Source organism: Anaerosporobacter sp. (assembly GCF_031551385.1).
Taxonomy (GTDB): domain Bacteria; phylum Bacillota; class Clostridia; order Lachnospirales; family Lachnospiraceae; genus Anaerosporobacter.
On sequence record NZ_JAVBNS010000050.1, the window covers coordinates 15,413 to 32,836 of the forward strand.

At 35.2% G+C, this 17,424-nt stretch carries 20 protein-coding genes and 1 pseudogene; 18 read left to right on the forward strand and 3 right to left on the reverse strand.

The window, feature by feature from the left end; all coding sequences use genetic code 11:
* The first annotated feature begins 205 nt into the window (after positions 1–205).
* The 16 genes from RMR19_RS05715 to RMR19_RS05790 all read left to right on the forward strand — a co-directional run bounded on the left by RMR19_RS05715 (position 206) and on the right by RMR19_RS05790 (position 13,227).
* A complete protein-coding gene (locus tag RMR19_RS05715) occupies positions 206–619 on the forward strand; it encodes a phage tail terminator family protein (RefSeq protein WP_310602538.1) in 414 nt (137 codons plus the stop codon).
* A 6-nt stretch (positions 620–625) separates the two neighbouring features.
* On the forward strand, positions 626–808 hold the full coding sequence (locus RMR19_RS05720; RefSeq protein WP_310602539.1) for a hypothetical protein: 183 nt from the start codon (positions 626–628) through the stop codon (positions 806–808).
* Entirely contained in the window at positions 809–2,116 is a 1,308-nt protein-coding gene (locus RMR19_RS05725) for a phage tail sheath family protein (RefSeq protein ID WP_310602540.1), read from the forward strand.
* Positions 2,117–2,237: 121 nt separating this feature from the next.
* Entirely contained in the window at positions 2,238–2,717 is a 480-nt protein-coding gene (locus RMR19_RS05730) for a phage tail tube protein (protein WP_310602541.1), read from the forward strand.
* Positions 2,718–2,730: 13 nt separating this feature from the next.
* Positions 2,731–3,162, forward strand: coding sequence for a phage tail assembly chaperone (locus RMR19_RS05735; RefSeq protein ID WP_310602542.1), 432 nt, complete (start codon positions 2,731–2,733; stop codon positions 3,160–3,162).
* Positions 3,163–3,390: 228 nt separating this feature from the next.
* Complete coding sequence (locus RMR19_RS05740) at positions 3,391–5,613, forward strand: tape measure protein (RefSeq protein WP_310602543.1); 2,223 nt, start codon at positions 3,391–3,393, stop codon at positions 5,611–5,613.
* Between the two features lie 10 nt (positions 5,614–5,623).
* Complete coding sequence (locus RMR19_RS05745) at positions 5,624–6,781, forward strand: LysM peptidoglycan-binding domain-containing protein (RefSeq protein WP_310602544.1); 1,158 nt, start codon at positions 5,624–5,626, stop codon at positions 6,779–6,781.
* A gap of 12 nt (positions 6,782–6,793) precedes the next feature.
* Positions 6,794–7,747 (forward strand): XkdQ/YqbQ family protein, encoded by a 954-nt coding sequence (locus tag RMR19_RS05750; protein ID WP_310602545.1) that lies wholly within the window; start codon positions 6,794–6,796, stop codon positions 7,745–7,747.
* A 13-nt stretch (positions 7,748–7,760) separates the two neighbouring features.
* Entirely contained in the window at positions 7,761–7,994 is a 234-nt protein-coding gene (locus RMR19_RS05755) for a DUF2577 family protein (RefSeq protein ID WP_310602558.1), read from the forward strand.
* A gap of 3 nt (positions 7,995–7,997) precedes the next feature.
* The gene (locus tag RMR19_RS05760) at positions 7,998–8,399 is read left to right on the forward strand and encodes a DUF2634 domain-containing protein (RefSeq protein WP_310602546.1); all 402 of its coding nucleotides are present in this window, start codon (positions 7,998–8,000) and stop codon (positions 8,397–8,399) included.
* Entirely contained in the window at positions 8,399–9,472 is a 1,074-nt protein-coding gene (locus tag RMR19_RS05765; RefSeq protein ID WP_310602547.1) for a baseplate J/gp47 family protein, read from the forward strand. The genes RMR19_RS05760 and RMR19_RS05765 overlap by 1 nt, the downstream gene beginning before the upstream one ends.
* Complete coding sequence (locus RMR19_RS05770) at positions 9,456–10,022, forward strand: putative phage tail protein (protein WP_310602548.1); 567 nt, start codon at positions 9,456–9,458, stop codon at positions 10,020–10,022. The genes RMR19_RS05765 and RMR19_RS05770 overlap by 17 nt, the downstream gene beginning before the upstream one ends.
* Positions 10,003–10,788 (forward strand): hypothetical protein, encoded by a 786-nt coding sequence (locus RMR19_RS05775; RefSeq protein ID WP_310602549.1) that lies wholly within the window; start codon positions 10,003–10,005, stop codon positions 10,786–10,788. The genes RMR19_RS05770 and RMR19_RS05775 overlap by 20 nt, the downstream gene beginning before the upstream one ends.
* Before the next feature lie 31 nt (positions 10,789–10,819).
* Entirely contained in the window at positions 10,820–11,620 is an 801-nt protein-coding gene (locus tag RMR19_RS05780; protein ID WP_310602550.1) for a pyocin knob domain-containing protein, read from the forward strand.
* Positions 11,621–12,194: 574 nt separating this feature from the next.
* Positions 12,195–12,617 carry a phage holin family protein gene (locus tag RMR19_RS05785; protein ID WP_310602551.1) on the forward strand — a complete coding sequence of 141 codons (423 nt, stop codon included), beginning with the start codon at positions 12,195–12,197 and terminating at the stop codon, positions 12,615–12,617.
* A gap of 1 nt (position 12,618) precedes the next feature.
* A complete protein-coding gene (locus RMR19_RS05790) occupies positions 12,619–13,227 on the forward strand; it encodes a peptidoglycan-binding protein (protein WP_310602552.1) in 609 nt (202 codons plus the stop codon).
* On the opposite strand, the gene RMR19_RS05795 is transcribed toward RMR19_RS05790, so the two are convergent.
* The gene (locus RMR19_RS05795; protein WP_310602553.1) at positions 13,219–13,413 is read right to left on the reverse strand and encodes a DUF6774 domain-containing protein; all 195 of its coding nucleotides are present in this window, start codon (positions 13,411–13,413) and stop codon (positions 13,219–13,221) included. The two genes, RMR19_RS05790 and RMR19_RS05795, sit on opposite strands and share 9 nt — an antisense overlap.
* 113 nt (positions 13,414–13,526) lie before the next feature.
* Between RMR19_RS05795 and RMR19_RS05800 the strand changes: the two genes are divergently transcribed.
* A complete protein-coding gene (locus tag RMR19_RS05800) occupies positions 13,527–13,748 on the forward strand; it encodes a hypothetical protein (RefSeq protein ID WP_310602554.1) in 222 nt (73 codons plus the stop codon).
* Between the two features lie 213 nt (positions 13,749–13,961).
* Complete coding sequence (locus RMR19_RS05805; RefSeq protein ID WP_310602555.1) at positions 13,962–14,189, forward strand: HPr family phosphocarrier protein; 228 nt, start codon at positions 13,962–13,964, stop codon at positions 14,187–14,189.
* 82 nt (positions 14,190–14,271) lie between these two features.
* Here the strand turns inward: RMR19_RS05805 and RMR19_RS05810 are convergent, their stop codons facing one another.
* Positions 14,272–16,728, reverse strand: a complete 2,457-nt coding sequence (locus RMR19_RS05810) for a bifunctional diguanylate cyclase/phosphodiesterase (protein ID WP_310602556.1) — start codon at positions 16,726–16,728, stop codon at positions 14,272–14,274.
* A gap of 275 nt (positions 16,729–17,003) precedes the next feature.
* Positions 17,004–17,424: pseudogene (locus RMR19_RS05815) on the reverse strand (aldose 1-epimerase family protein); the annotation flags it as partial.

Below are 17,424 nucleotides of genomic sequence, written 5' to 3' on the forward strand. Positions count from 1 at the left end.
TATCACCGTTAATGGATATAGTCAAGCGGAAAAACACTTGTTTTATATAATGTTTAACCGTTGATGGAAAAAAGTTTTGAAAAAGGTATTGACTTTATCCATCAAAGGATATATCATAAAGGAGTACTAGCCGTTAACGGAAAAAAACAAGTAAGAAACTGTACAGGTAAAACAAAAGTAGTGAAGTATTAAAGGAGTGAATCAAGTGATAAACAAAATTGTAAAAGGTATATCACAAGCACTCAGTAAAGAGTTTGGTGATAGCTGTAGTGTTTACACAGAGCCAGTCAAGGAAGAGTTAAATGAAACATATTTTACGATTTCTAATACTGCACATAGTTGTGAGCCGAAACTTGGCAATCGGTATAACAATAAGAATTCATTTACGATTCAATATATTTCAAAATCGGACAATGTTAGAGAAGAGATAGGAAATGTCATTGAACGTATGGAAGAGGCACTCAGGTTTATTCAAATTGATGAAGACCTTGTGCGAGGTTCTAGTATGAAGAGCACGATAGTAGAAGAAGTACTTAACTTCCAAATTGATTACAATGTTCGAACATACAAAAGTATGGCTGAGAGCGAACGAATGAACAATTTAAAATTAGAGGGGTGATTTGTGTTGACGACAAAGATGACAGAAACAATTGCTGAATCAAGATTTACAAAGAGTCAGCTAGTAAGCAGTAAGCGATTCCATACGGAATCAGATTTACTAAATGCATTATTACAAGAGGATAAGACGTATACAATGAATGAAGTAGAAAAGAAAATTACAGATTTTAAGAAAGGTAAGGTGGATTAAATGGCATTAGGTGGAGGATTATTCGTTACACAAAACAAGGTACTTCCAGGAACTTATATTAATTTTGTTAGTGCGGCAAGAGCGAGGGCAGCTTTATCCGATCGAGGAATTGTTGCAATTCCATTATCATTAAACTGGGGCGAAGAAGCTACTGTTTTTACAGTTACAAATGAGGATTTCACAAAAGAATCTGTAAAGATATTTGGTTATGCATATGATGCAGAGGAATTAAAGGGACTTAGAGACTTATTTGCCAATGCAAAAAAAGTGTATTTCTACCGTTTAAACAGTGGAGGTACAAAAGCTACGAATACATACGCAACTGCGTTATATGGTGGTGTAAGAGGTAATGATTTCAAGATTGTAATTGCTTCAAATGTTGATGATTCCAGCAAATTTGATGTATCAACAATACTTGGTACGAAAGTACTTGATATTCAAACAGTAAGCAGTGCAGCAGAATTGAAAGCAAATGATTATGTTACGTTTAAGGCAGAAGCAACGCTTGAAATTACATCTGCTATCTCATTAAGTGGAGGTACAAACGGCACAGTAGATGGAACAGCAGAACAGGATGCCCTTGCAGCATTAGAGGCATATTCCTTTAATATACTTGCTTGCTTATCAACTACATCATCTGTTAAATCATTGTATGTAGAATATACAAAACGTTTGCGTGATGAGATGGGTGTTAAATTCCAACTTGTAGTTTACAACCAAGCAGCAAATTATGAAGGTGTAATCAGTGTGAAAAACATGGTAACTGACCAAGATGCAGAAGCTTCTTCATTAGTGTATTGGGTAGCAGGCGCAGAAGCAGATTCCGCAATCAATAAATCTTGTACGAATAAGACTTATGATGGTGAATATACAGTGTATTCTAATTATAAGCAATCGGAACTAGAAGCAGCGATTACGGGTGGAGAACTTGCATTCCATAAGGTAGGCGATGAAGTTCGTGTACTTGATGATATTAACTCTCTTGTTTCGGTAACAGAAGAAAAGGGAGAAGATTTTAAATCAAATCAAACAATCAGAGTGTTAGACCAAGTTGGAAATGATATTGCGTTACTATTCAATAATAAATATCTTGGCAAGATTCAAAACAATAAAGCTGGTCGAGTTAGCTTCTGGTCAGATATTGTTGCTTATGATAAAGAGTTAGAGAAACTTCAAGCAATTGAAGACTTCGATTCTGCAGAAGTAAGCGTTGAGCTTGGTAATGATAAAAAATCAGTAGTAGCAGTTAATCCAATTCAACCAGTTAATTGTATGACAAAATTGTACATGACTGTAGTTGTACAGTAGGAGGGATAAAAGGTGAAAGAAAAAAATATAAAGGAGAAACCATGCAGCCAAAGGTATCTTTCACCTGTACTTATTTAGGCAGTATCACAAGCAGGCTTGTGATATGCATGGGAAGAAAAATATGGGAAATATTACAATGTTATCAAAAGATGCAATTGGTGCAGCACTTGCAGAGTGTTACGTTACAATCAGAGGTAAGAGATATAACTGCTTCAATTTTATTAATTTTGAATCTAGTTTTACAAAAACGAAAGCAAAAGTGCCGATTCTAGGTAAGACTGGTAAAGGAAACAAAGCAACAGGCTGGGAAGGTACATTCAAAGCAACAATTCACTATAATACATCTATTTTTAGAAGTATGATGAAGAATTTTAAAGACACAGGTGAAGATGTGTATTTTGAAATCCAAGTAACAAACGAAGACCCATCTAGCGCTGCGGGAAGACAAACGATTAATTTCTATGGCTGCAATATTGATGGTGGAATTCTAGCTAAGTTTGATGCAGATGGTGAGTATTTAGATGAAGAAGTTGCAGGAACATATGATGACTTTGAGATGCCAGAGGAATTTACATTACTTGATGGAATGTTAACAAATTAGGAGGTAGAGGTTTATGAGTAATTTAAGTAGATTTTTAAAGAAGAATAAGATTGAAAAGGAAAATGTATTCTTTCCAGTTACAAGATCACTAGTGGATGAAAGTGGTTCTCCACTAAAGTGGGAATTTAAGACGATTACTACAGCACAGGATGAAATCATTCGTGATGAATGTACCATGGAGGTACAAGTTACTGGTAAACCTGGAATGTACCGACCTAAGTTAGATACGAAAAAGTATATGGCTAAAATGGTATGTGCTTGCCTAGTAGATCCTTGTCTTGATAATGCAGAATTACAGGATTCTTATGGAGTAAAAAAACCAGAAGATTTACTACGAGCAATGGTAGATAATCCAGGGGAATACCAAGAACTTCTATTGTTTGTACAAAGAAATAATGGTTTTGATGTTACTATGGACGAAAAGGTAGAAGAAGCAAAAAACTAATTCGTGAGGGTGATAGTGAGTCAAATTATGCTCACTATTGCCTTCATAAATTCAAAATGCTTCCTTCACAGTTTATTGCATTAGATGATGATGAAAAGGCATTCATCATTGCTTCTATTAAGATAAAAATCGAGGATGAGATGAAAGAACAGGAAAGGGTTAAACGGAAATCAAAACATTAGTATCAAAGAATAAGCACTTACCGTGTATAGGAATGGAGGTGAGAAGATGGCAAATATTCAATCTGCATTGCTATTGGAGGATAGGATGTCACAGCCGCTGATGAATATTGATAATTCGCTTAATGTAGTGGAGGCTTCTGTTGAAAGAGTGCAAGAAGTGGTAGCGAATATGTTTAGCGCTATGGCAGTAACAGTAATAAAGGCAGAACTCGTTGCGGTAAAAACTACAATAGAGCAGATAAAAGATGAATTTATTGATGTAGAAGGCAAGTTTGTAGAAGTTGGAGATGACGTTGCGAAAATTAGCTGTAACGTTGATAAAGTAGAAAAGGGAATTGAGAAAGCAAATGCAGCAGAAGAGAAGTTTAAGGAAACATCTGAAAGAACAAAAGAGGTAGTAGAACATAGTTCAACTGTATATGATGCAATATCTAAAAAATTGGAAGCCCTAGGTTCCACTCTTATGAAAAAGTTTGATTTTGAAAAGATGATGGGACTATCTGATGAAATGCTCCAAACATCAGCACAGATTAATCTAATAAATGATGGAATGCAGACAAGTAAGAGATTGCAGGATATGATATATCAATCAGCACAAAATTCTGGAACAGCATATCAAACGGTAGCAGACAATGTAGTAGCACTTGCAAATAATGCAGGAAATGTGTTCGGTTCAACGGCGGAGACTGTTAATTTTGCGGAACTTGTAAGTAAACAATTTGCGTTGGCAGGGATGTCAAGTAAAGAGGCTGATAGTGCTTTCTCAAATCTGACAGAAGCACTTAGTTCAGGCGTCATAAAGGGTGATGAATTCAATAGCATATTTGCAGAAGCACCAAATATGATTCAAACGATGGCTGACTATCTGAATGTACCAATTGATAAATTAGAAGAGATGGCAGAAGGGGGAGCAATTACGGCAGATGTCGTAAAAAATGCAATGCTGTCTGCAACAGATGGAATTAATGAAAACTTTAATGCAATGCCAGCGACATGGGAACAGATTGTGAATAGAATACAAAATCAAGCACTCATGATGGTTGAACCGATATTGCAGAAATTTAATGAGATTGCAAATAGTGAGATTTTTCAAACACTTGTTAGTAATGTAATGGAGGGATTGTCTGGAATTGTTGATGTATTGACATGGGTATTGGATTTAGCGGTCAATGTTGCGACTATAATATATGATAATTGGTCTATTATTGCGCCAATCATTGGTGGAATTGTTGCAGCACTACTCTTATACAATGGATATTTACAAATACACAAGACGTATGCAATGGCATGTACAATTGCAACAGAGGCAATGAAAGCAGCGCAAATCGTGTTAAATACCGTTATGGGAATGAATCCAGTTATGTGGATTGTTTTTGGATTAATTGCGCTAATCGCAATAGTATATTCCGTTGTGGCAGCGATCAACCAATTTACAGGAACATCAATAAGTGCAACAGGAATCATAGTCGGCTGTTTATATACAGCAGTAGCATTTATATGGAATTTATTCTTCGGATTGTTTGATTTGGTATTGGGGATTATAAACTTTTGGGTAAATAAATTTATACTATTTGCAAATTTCTTTGCAAATATATTTAAAAATCCTATCTCATCAGTTGTCTATTTGTTTCAAGGTATGGCGGACAGCGTGTTGGGGGTTTTAGAAAAGATAGCATCTGCAATGGATTTTGTATTTGGTAGTAATATGTCTGATACAGTAGCTGGCTGGAGAGCTGGATTAAAAAGTATGGCAGATAATGTTGTTGCCAAATATGCACCAAATGAGGATTATCAGACAGTCATGGATAATATAGATTTGTCCGTAGATAGCTTTGGATTTGAAAGAATGAATTACAAAAATGCCTTTAATGCTGGTTATGACGCAGGTGATAATATAGGAAATAAAACGGAATTGGTAACTAATAATTCAAATGGGTCTGATGTGGGAGGAGTTACAAATCCTGTTAATCCTACCAATACAGTAACCGACTTAGCAAGTACGCAAGCAGGAACAGATATAGGAAATACAGCCGCCAACACAGCGGAAATTGCAAAATCAGTTAGCGATAGCACAGAAGAGATTAAGTATTTACGTGATATAGCAGAGCGAGATGTAATTAATCGATTTACTACTGCAGAAATCAAAGTTGATATGGGTGGAATAAACAATAATGTAAGCAAAGATACCGATATCGATGGAATTATTTCGCATTTAGAAAATACATTGTATGAGTCATTAAGTTCTACGGCAGAACAATATAACGGTTAGGAGGTGTGATATGATGCCATATGAATTTTATTTAGATAAGATGCTGTTACCTGTCACACCTTCCAAGGTTGAGACAAAAGTTAAGAACCAAAACAAAACGATGAATCTTATTAATGAGAGTGAAGTTAATATGATTACAGCACCAGGATTAACGGAAATCAGTTTTAGTGCATTGCTGCCTATGCATGTGTATCCATTTGCAACTTATCAGAAAGTAACAGAAGGTTTAGAGAACTATGGTGACAAAACAAAGGTGCATATAGCAAAGAAGAAAAATCTTGAGTATACAGGTTTTTTATATCCGAACTATTATCTCGATTACTTGGAAGCGTTAAAACTTAGTTTAAAACCATTTTATTTCAAAATAATTAGGCGAAATAAACACAAAGAGATTTTCCCAACGGAAATGCTTGTGACTCTTGAAGAATATACACTTACAGAGGATGCACAAGACGGTGGAGATTTCACGGTATCCATTAAACTTAAACAGTATATCGAGTATGGAACAAAAGAATATAGTTTGGATCAAGGGAACGGGCAAGGGCTTTCCGTTTTGAAAAGGGATACATCAAAAGATACAAGCAAAACACAATACTATACGGTGAAAAAGGGAGATACCCTTTGGGCTATTGCCAAGAAATTTCTTGGCAATGGTTCGAAGTGTTGGAATCTTGCCAAGTTAAATGGCTTAAAGAATCCAAACCTAATCCGTGTAGGTCAGAAAATTAAGATACAGGATGTTAAAGCAGGGTCAGCAGGTGATGCAGGGTATAGTACGAGTAGTAAGACGAGACGTTCTTCAAGTAATAACACATCTGCAAATAATAAATCAACAAGTAATACAAAGGGTAATACAAAAAATAATACCAAGAATAATACAAAAGACAATACGAAAAGCAATACAAAAGATAATACAAAGAATACTACATATTATGTTACGGATGAAGGAGTTGCGGGCATATGGGATGTTGCGAATAATAAGGTGAATTCATCAAACCGCAGATTACCATGCGTAACGGGTACATATGGACACACAAGTACACCGTCAGGTAGTGGTGCAGCAACTTCAGCGGTAATGGGAATAACTGCCATAGTAGGAAATGCGAATTCGAACAAATCAACAACCAAGAAATCAACTACAAACAAGAAAACAGTTACAGAAAAATAGGAGGATAATCATATGTATGAATTAACAATATGTAATAAGAGCACATTGTATTATCCTTCTGTTATCGGAAATGTTACTTGGGAAACACAGCGGAGTGGTTCGCCTGGTGTATTAAAATTCGAAGTGTACCAAGACGGAAAACTTGATTTTGAAGAAGGAAATGAAGTTCGGTTTATCGATAACGAAGACAAGGTGTTTTTTGGATATGTATTTACAAAAAAGTGTTCTTCGAAGAATACAATACAAGTTACTGCCTATGACCAGTTGCGTTATTTTAAGAACAAAGATACATACTCTTATTCCAAGAAGAGCAGCAGTGAACTACTCAAGATGTTGATTAAGGATTTTTATCTGAATGCAGGAAGTATTGATGATACCGTCTACAAAATGTCCAGAGTAGAGGATAATACAACACTTTTTGACATGATGATAAATTCGTTTAATGAGACATTACAAGCGAAAAAGAAACTCTATATTCTATATGATGACTTTGGAAAATTGAATCTAAAAAATATGGAGGAAATGGTGGTACCCATTCTGATTAATCCATCAACAGGAGAAACATTTGACTATACAACAAGTATTGATTCTAGTACTTACAACAAAATTAAACTCGTACATGAAGATGAGACAACAAAGAAAAGAACGGTTTATATTGATGAAGAGGTGGAGTCTATTAAAAATTATGGTGTATTGCTTTATTATGAAACAATACAAGATGCAACTTTAGTAAAGCAAAAGGCTAGCGCGTTACTGGAAATGTATAATAATACATCAAAAGAATTTAGTGTAAGTAAGTGTTTCGGGGATAGTAGAGTTCGTGCAGGCTGTGGAGTGTATGTGCAGCTTGCAATAGATAACGTTAGATTTGATGGGCGCATGTTAGTTGAAAAAGTTACACATACCTATTCAAAGGACGCCCATTTTATGAATCTGAAATTGAGAGGAGCTGATTTTAATAGCTAATCTAACACAGTTAATTAAGAAGGCAGCAGTAGAGGCTGTTGCAGCAAGTAAACCGAGTGATTTACTATTTGGAAAGATACTATCAGTAAATCCCCTTCGTGTTACTGTGGATCAGAAACTTACTCTTAGTGAGGAGTTTGTATTCACAACCTATGCATACAGTCAGATGATACAGGTAAATGATAACGTTGTTATGATACGAGCGCAGGGTGGGCAAAAGTATCTGATTATAGATAAGGTGGTGTAAAAAATGTTACCCTCAAGTAATAATTATTCGGTTATCGATGTGGTAACATCAGAGATACCGTCAAAGACATTCTTTATAGATTTTACAAATAATAAGATTGTGGGTAGTGTAGATGGCTTAGAAGCGGTAAAACAAGCAGTATTTCTTATTCTTAATACAGAGCGGTATGAGAATATGGTATACAGTTGGGATTATGGTTTTGAAAAGCAAGACCTTATTGGAATGCCAGAGGGTTATGCATATCCAGAATTAAAGAGACGAATTGCAGAAGCATTAATGCAGGATGCCAGAATAGTGAATGTAGATTCTTTTACATTTGAAAAGGAAAGCGATGTTGTGACGGTTTCGTTTGTAGTTACTACAGAACAGGGGATATTTAAAACAGAAACGGAGGTGAGTGTTTAATGTATGAAGCGAAAACATATGAGGCTATTTTTAGTGAAATGATGAATGAAGTCAGAGCAGGCTATCCAGAACTGGATAGCCGTGCAGAAGGAGTAATTGGTATCGCTCTTGCGCCATGTGCCTTAGAGCTTGCACAGGCATATGCAGAGATTGATACGATATTAGATGAATCATTTGCAGATACGGCAAGTAGAGAATTCTTAATCAGACGTGCAGCAGAGAGAGGAATTGAGCCTACACCAGCAACCTATGCTTTAGTCAAAGGTGTGTTTAATATAGATGTTGCGGTTGGTGCTAGATTTAATCTGGACGACTATAATTACATCGTCGTTGAAAAACTTAGTGCTGGAACGTATAAGCTGGAATGCGAAACAATTGGAAGTGAGCCAAATTCGCATACAGGAACATTGATTCCACTGGATTATATTGATGGTTTAGAGGCAGCACGTATTACCGAAGTACTGATTCCTGGAGAAGACGAAGAAGAGACAGAGAGTCTTAGGGAAAAATATTTCAATAGTTTGTCTTCACAATCTTTTGGTGGAAATATTTCCGATTACAAAGAAAAAGTAAATGAATTATCGGGAGTTGGTGGTTGTAAAGTCTATCCAACTTGGAATGGCGGTGGGACAGTGCAGATTCAAATTATTGATTCTGACTACAAAAAACCGACAGCCGAGTTAATTGAAACGGTACAAAATCAGATAGACCCAGTGGGTCATAGTGGAGATGGTTACGGAATCGCCCCAATTGGACATGTGGTTACAGTTACAGGTGTTGAAGAAACGACAGTGAACATCGATTCTTCAATTACATATCAGACAGGCTATACTTTTGAAGATATTAAATCGTATATCAATGATGCGATTGATGCTTATCTTCTGGAACTTGCGAAGGAGTGGGATAGTGATATTTCCCTAGTTGTACGAATCAGTCAGATTGAGTACCGATTACTAGATGTTATAGGAATTGTAGACATATCGGCAACTACGATTAATGGAATAGCAGAGAATCTTGTACTTGATGTCAATGCCATTCCGGTAAGGGGGAGTGTAAATGGCGAAAGAAGTTGATTTGCTATCCTATCAAAGTGAGATTATTCAAGCAATAAGAGAGTTCAAGGTTTTATCCGAAATTGAAAATCCACAACATGAATGTGTATGGAAAGCCGTTGAAGATGCAGTAAATGATCAGTTTGCGACAAGCCTTACTGAGAATGGCTGCAAACGTTGGGAAAGCATTATGGATATTCAGGCAAAGGATACCGATGAGATTGATTTTAGACGATTTCGAATTCTTAGTCGTCTAAACGAACAATTGCCATATTCATATCGAATGCTTGAACTCCAACTGAGGACCTTGTGTGGTGATGATGGGTATAGGTTAATGCTTAAAAATGAGGAATATACGTTAATTGTAAAGATAGCGTTGACTTCAAAGAATAAGTATTCAGATGTGGAAGACACATTGAGAAAGTATGTGCCTGCAAATATCATGATTGATATTTCATTATTGTACAATACATATGAGATTTTATCCCAATTTACACATGGACAACTTGCCGATTATACACATTATGATTTAAGAGAGGAAGTGATTAGTAATGGCAACACAAACAAGTAATTTGCAATTAACAAAGCCAGAGAGTACAGATTTTTATGATATTTCAGTTCAGAATGAGAATATGGATAGGATCGATGAGGTGATTGCGGGGAAGGCGGATAAGACAGATATTCCGATAGCAACAAGTTCGCAGGTAGGTGGTGTCTTATCTGGAAGTGAAATATCTGTAGATGAAGAAGGAAATGCACATATTGAATTAGATGTATTGGTTGCTACTGATGACGAAGAGGTAGTAGCGCCAGCACCATTGAATGCGGATTTGTTGGGTGGGAAGACGGCTGAGTATTTTGATAATAAGATTAGTGCAAATAGTGAGGGGATTGGGAAGATAAGGAATGATTTGAGTGTTATTACTGCTATTGCAAAAGACGTGATAACTGTTGAAAACACGACGACCACACCAATACCACTATCAGTAGTACATAACATTGGGGGTATTTTTACTATAAATAATAATTCACTAGTATGCAATAGAACGGGATATATAGAAGTATCAGCAACTATGAAATTGCTATCTTGTCAGTTAAATAAATATTATGCACTAAGAATTACTAGAAATAATGGGTTAATGTTTGATGTAGGGACACAAAGTGCTTCTGCAACGAATACAAGTACATCAATAGTTACATTAACAATTTCTCCAAGATTGCTAGCTGTTTCTACTGGTGATGTGGTTGGAATATCACTGTATGGTGGAGCTGATAGTAGTGGAGCACAAACAAGTGAAAAAAACAATGTATGTATAACAGTAAAGTTTATACAATAATTATCTAATCAAAAGAAAGAGGTGATTAATTTTGAAATCGGTAATAAAAACAATGAAGAATCGAATTAAAGACACGATTTATTACCCAAGAACACTTGTTGAAGCGATTGTAAGTTTAAAGGAAAACAAGTCATTGCAAAATATTTTAGATGATAAAATTGACAAGAATAAGATATCGCATGACATGGTAACAACAAATACGGATATGGTGCTTGGTGCGGATGTTGGGGCGGTAATGGCACAAGAAATAAATTCGCTAAATAATAATTTAACAACAATAAAAGGCATATTTATAGATTGTAATAATCCGACGGCAACAATTTGTGTTTGCAATAGTAATACCCTTAATACTCCTTATAAGCAAGGACTTACAGCATATTCACAAGGAATGTGTATTAGTGTTATGAATAACAATGACAGCTACAATACTCAACTATTTATTGTTTCGGGAACGTCAGTAATGTATATCAGAAGTAAAAATGTAGGAATATGGTCTAATTGGTCATTAAGTAACGATTTAGAGAGCCTGACTGTTTCAAGTGGAACGATATCTATGAATGGGGATCTCACAGGAATTGGCACGCAAGTATATTTACGATATGGAAAATTAGTTGTTTTAAGTATGTGTTTTAAAGCAACTAAAGAGATAAGTGCTAACACAGTAATAGCCGATTTACCTTTACAATATGTAGCTGGAGCTGGTAATACAGGTGTAGTTACAGAAAAGGGTAATTACTTTACGACAACATATAAAGATAATAAACTTGTAGCCTCAATTGATATTGCGAGTGGTGATATGGTTAAGCTATCTTTGTTCTATGTAACTAAATAGCTATTTAGCTAACAAAAATACCCCATACTCACTTACGCAACAAAAAAATTAGAAGCCATCACTGGCTTCTAAGAGGGGGGAGGGGGTTATGAAAAAAATCTATATAAAAAGGATTATTTGTTGTTCCTTTGATATACATAGAATACCATTCAAATGTGTAACATTTATGAAGCTAACGTGAAGAATATGTGAACAATGTAGAGGGATTTATATACTTATATTTAGGTACTTGCGAAACTCTCGATACATTGGACTGCTTCTTGGTTAACATACGATAACAGACAAAACGATAGCGAAACATCTGTAGCCCTTCTTGGTGTATACTACACAACCTAGGAAGGCGAGGCATGGACGCCGAGCCAGCCTGAGCTGAGGCAGGATGCCGAATCGAAGGTGTTTCCGTAACTTTTGAAGATTTATCCGTATACACCTAGAAGGACTGAGATGTGTAGCGTGTTTTGTGTTAGCGTCTGTTAACCAAGAAGCTTAGAAACATAAAATAGAGTTTCGCAATTACTTAATACTTATATTAAAAGAAGGGGGGAGTAAGGATATAAATAATATATTAACTAGAATGCAAATAGAATTTATCGGAGTATTAGGGGTAGTTGGAGCATTTTTCGTGCAATTATTTGGTGGTTGGACACAGGATTTGAAGACGCTATTAGTACTTATGTCAGTGGATTTTATAATGGGATTACTAATTGGATTCATATTAAAGAAGAGTAGTAAGACAATCACTGGAGCAGGAAGTTCGAAAGCGTGTTGGACGGGACTAGTAAGAAAAGGTGGAACATTGCTAATTGTTTTAGTTGGCTATCAGCTAGACAATGCGACGAAGCTAGGCTACATTCGCTCAGCAGTCATAATTGCATTTATAATAAATGAAACGATTTCAATTATAGAGAACGCAGGAATCATGGGAATACCAATTCCGACGGTAATAATAAAGGCTATCGATGTGTTGAAAGACAAGGCGGAAAGTGAGGAAAATTAATATGGCATACACAGAACAATGTAGAGACGTTTCAGAATTAAATATACTATGTCAGATGCTTTTGGAAAAGGCACTGATAGAAATAAGAAGTGTAGGAATAAACCCACTTATTGTAGAGACATATCGAACGCAGGCAAGACAAAACTATCTATACAGCGTTGGCAGAACAGTTACAGGAACGAAGGTAACATGGACACAAGCGAGTATACATACAAGCAAAAATGCAGTAGATTTAGTGCCACAAAGAAATATTAATGGAAAAATGACCGCTATATGGAATGCAGGGGACAAGGAAACGAAAAAAATTATTGAGACTATGGTTAAGTATGGTTTTGAGGCAGGAGCAAACTGGGCAGTAAGCCCAGATAGTCCGCATTTTCAAATTAAGAATGTTTCTTCTAGTGCAAAATCCTATAGCGAAGACAACACGAACACGTATATAACAAAGCTGATACAGAAATTATTGAATACGAAAATGAAGGCAGAGCTTATTGTTGATGGTAAATGGGGAGCAAAGACAACGAGAGCAGTCAATAAGTTTCGTGCCCAACAAGGCTGGGTGGAAGATGGTAAAGTAGGAATCCAGACGTTGAAGAAATTATTAGCGTAAATCAAAATCTTCACTTGAGCCATTACAACAGTTCTCTCTAATCTCCTCATTCGTAAGAATGGTAGCAATGGTATCCCCTAATTGAGTAAGAGCAGCAGCTAATATGGCAAGTTCTTCTTCTGATAAGCAATTTGATAATGTACATGCAATACCAGTTATAGTGGCGACTAAGTTACAGGAATTCATATCATTTCCTCCGAGAAGTGTAGGTTATTACTTATTATATATGAAAGAGAGCAAGTCTTTATTCGAGAAACAAATTATAGTAAGTAAAATAATTTTCCTGTAAGTGAATAAATATGATATATTTTCCAATACTAGATAAAGAAGATAGTAGTTATAAAAAATTGTTACATGGATTGGAGTGGTATCATATGAATAAGAAAGAGAACATAAAATCAGAAGAGAAGAAAGATCAAGAAATGTTTAATAATGTTACCAATAAATCAAAAGTTGAAAACCAAAATCAGACACATAATGTGCGAGAAGAAGGTCTAGGACGCGTAGGAAAAAGAAGATAATAGAGTACTTTTTTGAAAATGGTATCATATATTAATGTTAATTTTGTTAATTTCGTATATGTTGCTGAAAAAGGAGATGTAAATTTTGTCATATTACAGTTTGACTATTAAAAAAAAATATGATATAACTATAACATTCATAAGGAAACTTAGTTAATCAACAATAGAACTAGTCGCCACTATCTATTGTACAAGAAAGAAGGAGTCGTGTTTATGGAATCTGTAGAAATTAAATTACAGGCACCAGAAGATGTTAAAGAATTAGTAACAGCAGCAGAGAAATGTGATTTTGATATTGATGTAGTTTATCAAAGAATTATAGTAGATGCAAAATCTTTTCTTGGAGTTTTGAGCATGGGATTTCAAAATCCCGTAACCGTATCTTGCCACGGATACGATGAAAAGTTCTCTAATACATTAAAGAAATATGCTGTTATGTAATTTTAAAAATTAATGATGTGTGTAAAAAAAGATTAAGAGATGTCGTTCGCGACATCTCTTAATCTTTTTTGATGGGAACATATTATTTTTTTATTTGAAGAATGTGAATTAAATCGTTTGGTTTTAGCGGTTTGCTGTATAGATAACCTTGTATAAGGTCACATCGTTTTTCTCTTAATAGACTTAGTTGCGTGTGATCTTCGACACCTTCAGCAACAACTTTTACTTCTAGGTTGTGAGCAAGAGAGATAATTGCCTCTGCAACATAGTTATCTTTTTTATTCAAATTGATTTTATCAATAAATGCTTTGTCAATCTTGAGTGTATTGATGGGCATTTGAGTAAGATAGTTAAGAGAAGAATAGCCAGTACCAAAGTCATCAAGAGAGATTCGAATTCCCATGTTTTGAAGTTCATCAAGTATGGAAACAGCATCTCTAATGGAAGAAACGATTGCACTCTCCGTAATTTCAAGCTCTAAATATTGCGGAGATAGACCGGTTTCTTTTAAAATATCAGCAACAAGAGTAACGAAATCATTTTGATTCAGTTGTATTGTAGATATATTAACAGCAACAATACAGTAAGGGAGTCCGTTGTCTTGAAGATATTTATTAAACGTACAGGCTTCTCGTAATGCCCAAGAACCTAAATCATTAATCATGCCACTTTCTTCTGCAATTGGAATAAATTCTGTCGGAGAGAGGTTACCAAGGACTGGGCTATGTATTCTCATAAGAGCTTCAAAACCGATAATTCTTTCTAAAGCAAGGTCAAATTGTGGTTGATATTCAAGATAGATTTCATTATTATCAATGGCATGTCTTAAAATCTCAGTAATCTCGGAGTGTCTACTAACTTCTTGCTGCATACTTTCATCAAATAAGGTAAGTCGATTCTTTCCGGTATCTTTGGAACGATACATAGCAATATCTGCATTTTTGATTAACGTATGATATTGAACACCATTTAAAGGGTATAGGGAAACGCCGATACTCATGGAGATGTAGATATATTTACCATTAATATTAATTGGTTCTTTGAATTTTTTTAATATATCTTTTGCAAAATTGACACCTTCCTCTTGTGATGAAATATTTGCTTTAAAAAATAAAAATTCATCGCCACCTGCTCTTGCAAGTAAATCGTTATCTTTAATGAAGAAATTTAGAAGGTTAGCTGTTTGAATTAATAATTCATCTCCGTAGTCGTGGCCTAATGTATCATTTACTGTTTTAAAATTATCAAGGTCAACGAAGTAGATAGCATGTGCTTGTGTAGAACTTGGTTCGCTTGTTAGTGTTGTGTCCAGATAATCATAAAATGCTGCCTTATTAGGTAACCTAGTAAGAGAATCATGATAAGCAAGGAATTCAATATGTTCATAGTTAGAGCGTAATTGTTCCTCTTTGACTAATAACTTTTTATGAACAAAAGATAATTCGTCATAATTGGATTTAATAATATGTAACATCTTGTTAAAGCTACGAGAGAGCTCACCGAACTCATCTTTTGTTTTCACATTGCAGAGCACCGTTAAATTACCATCAGCAGCTTGTCGCATACAATCTCGTAGATTAAGAAGTGGATAAGCAAAACTATAAGCTATCTTTCTACTAGAGACAAGAATAATAATAAGTAGAATAATAATGCTTGCGATAACAATAGTAATAGCATAGGAATAAGTCGCATGAAAATTATTATTTTGTAGAATAACAAAGTACCAATTCAAATCATCAATCAAATGGTAGGCATAGCTACTACCAGAATATATTGTTCCAAGACTACTATATCCTAATAAAGAATTCTCCTCTATTGTAGACTTAAAGTTGGAGATAAAGGTAGGGTTCTTTTCTTGAATTGGCTTCGATGGAACATGAAAGAAGAGGTAATTACCACTACGATCCATTAGTGTCGTAAAGTCAAACGTCCTTAACTCAAAGATATCAAGATATTCATTAAAAAAACTAGCATTAACAGTAAGTACAAGATAGCCAATAATTTTATTTGTTTGGCTTCGAAATATTGGCGATCCAATATCGATATAGGAGCAATCTCTCGTCAGACTGTTGTAATAGCCTGGGGAAAGGGAAATACTAGTGACCATATTAGTAGTATTAATTCTCTCAATAATAGGATGCGTCCGATATGCTTGGTTTTGTTCGCGCTCATTAGTTGAGCGAATGATATTTCCTGTTCTATCATAGATAGTGAGCATCTCATAATAGGGATTTAGATATTGTTTTTGTAGTAATGTATTTTGTGAATCTTGGTAAAGAGAAATCGCATTGCTACTTGAACCTGATGAATATAGGCATAAATTGACGATTTCATTCTGCCTGGCGAGCAGGGATAACTCTGTCTCCTGGGTATGAAGTAGATTGGTTATAATTTTGGAACCGAATTCTGCGTTACTCTGTAAATTGGCAATATGATCGGATTGCTTCTTCTTCCCATAGAAAGATAAGGTAATCGCTGTAATGATTACAAGTGGAACAATGGAAAATATAATTAATATCGTATTAAGTCTAGACTTCACTACAACATCCTCCTTATAGTTTGAATTGGTGTGTTATTTGTTGTTGTTGGGCAAAACTCTGAGAAGCAGGTTAAGTTATCTGAGTTTTGCAAAATCACAATATAGTTAGAGAATACAAGTACAAGTGATATAGGAATATTTTACCAAGAAAAAAATGGAAAAGCAAGAATAGATACGCAATATATAGAAAAAGATTATAGGAAATTATACCCATAATCTTTTTGGAAGTAGAAATCTAAATTATAATTTGAAGTACATGATTGTAAATAGTTATTTTATAGAGTATTTATTGTAATCGAATAGGAAGCATGGAATGTTTCATTTGGTTTGCAATGTTGTCCCCATTCTCTGTTTTCTAAGGTATCTGCAAAATTTTCACGGTCACAGCGTCCATACCAAGGCTCGATACAGATAAATGGAGCGGTTTTCTTAGCAGGAGACCATACGCCGAATAAAGGAGCATCAAAGGTTACGGTTACATATGGTTTTTGATCTGGAGTTAGCAAAGCAACGGAATGTGCTTGGTTGTTTTCAATAACTAATGCGTCTTCATCAAATAGATTTGGTGTAATCGGTAAAAGAGAGTCTTCAAGTGGAAGTGTGTAGGTTTCCTCTTTTGCAAGACCATCCTCATTGATTTTACATATTGTTAATGGATTGGTTGTATCGAATTGGATATAATAGTTACATTGCTGC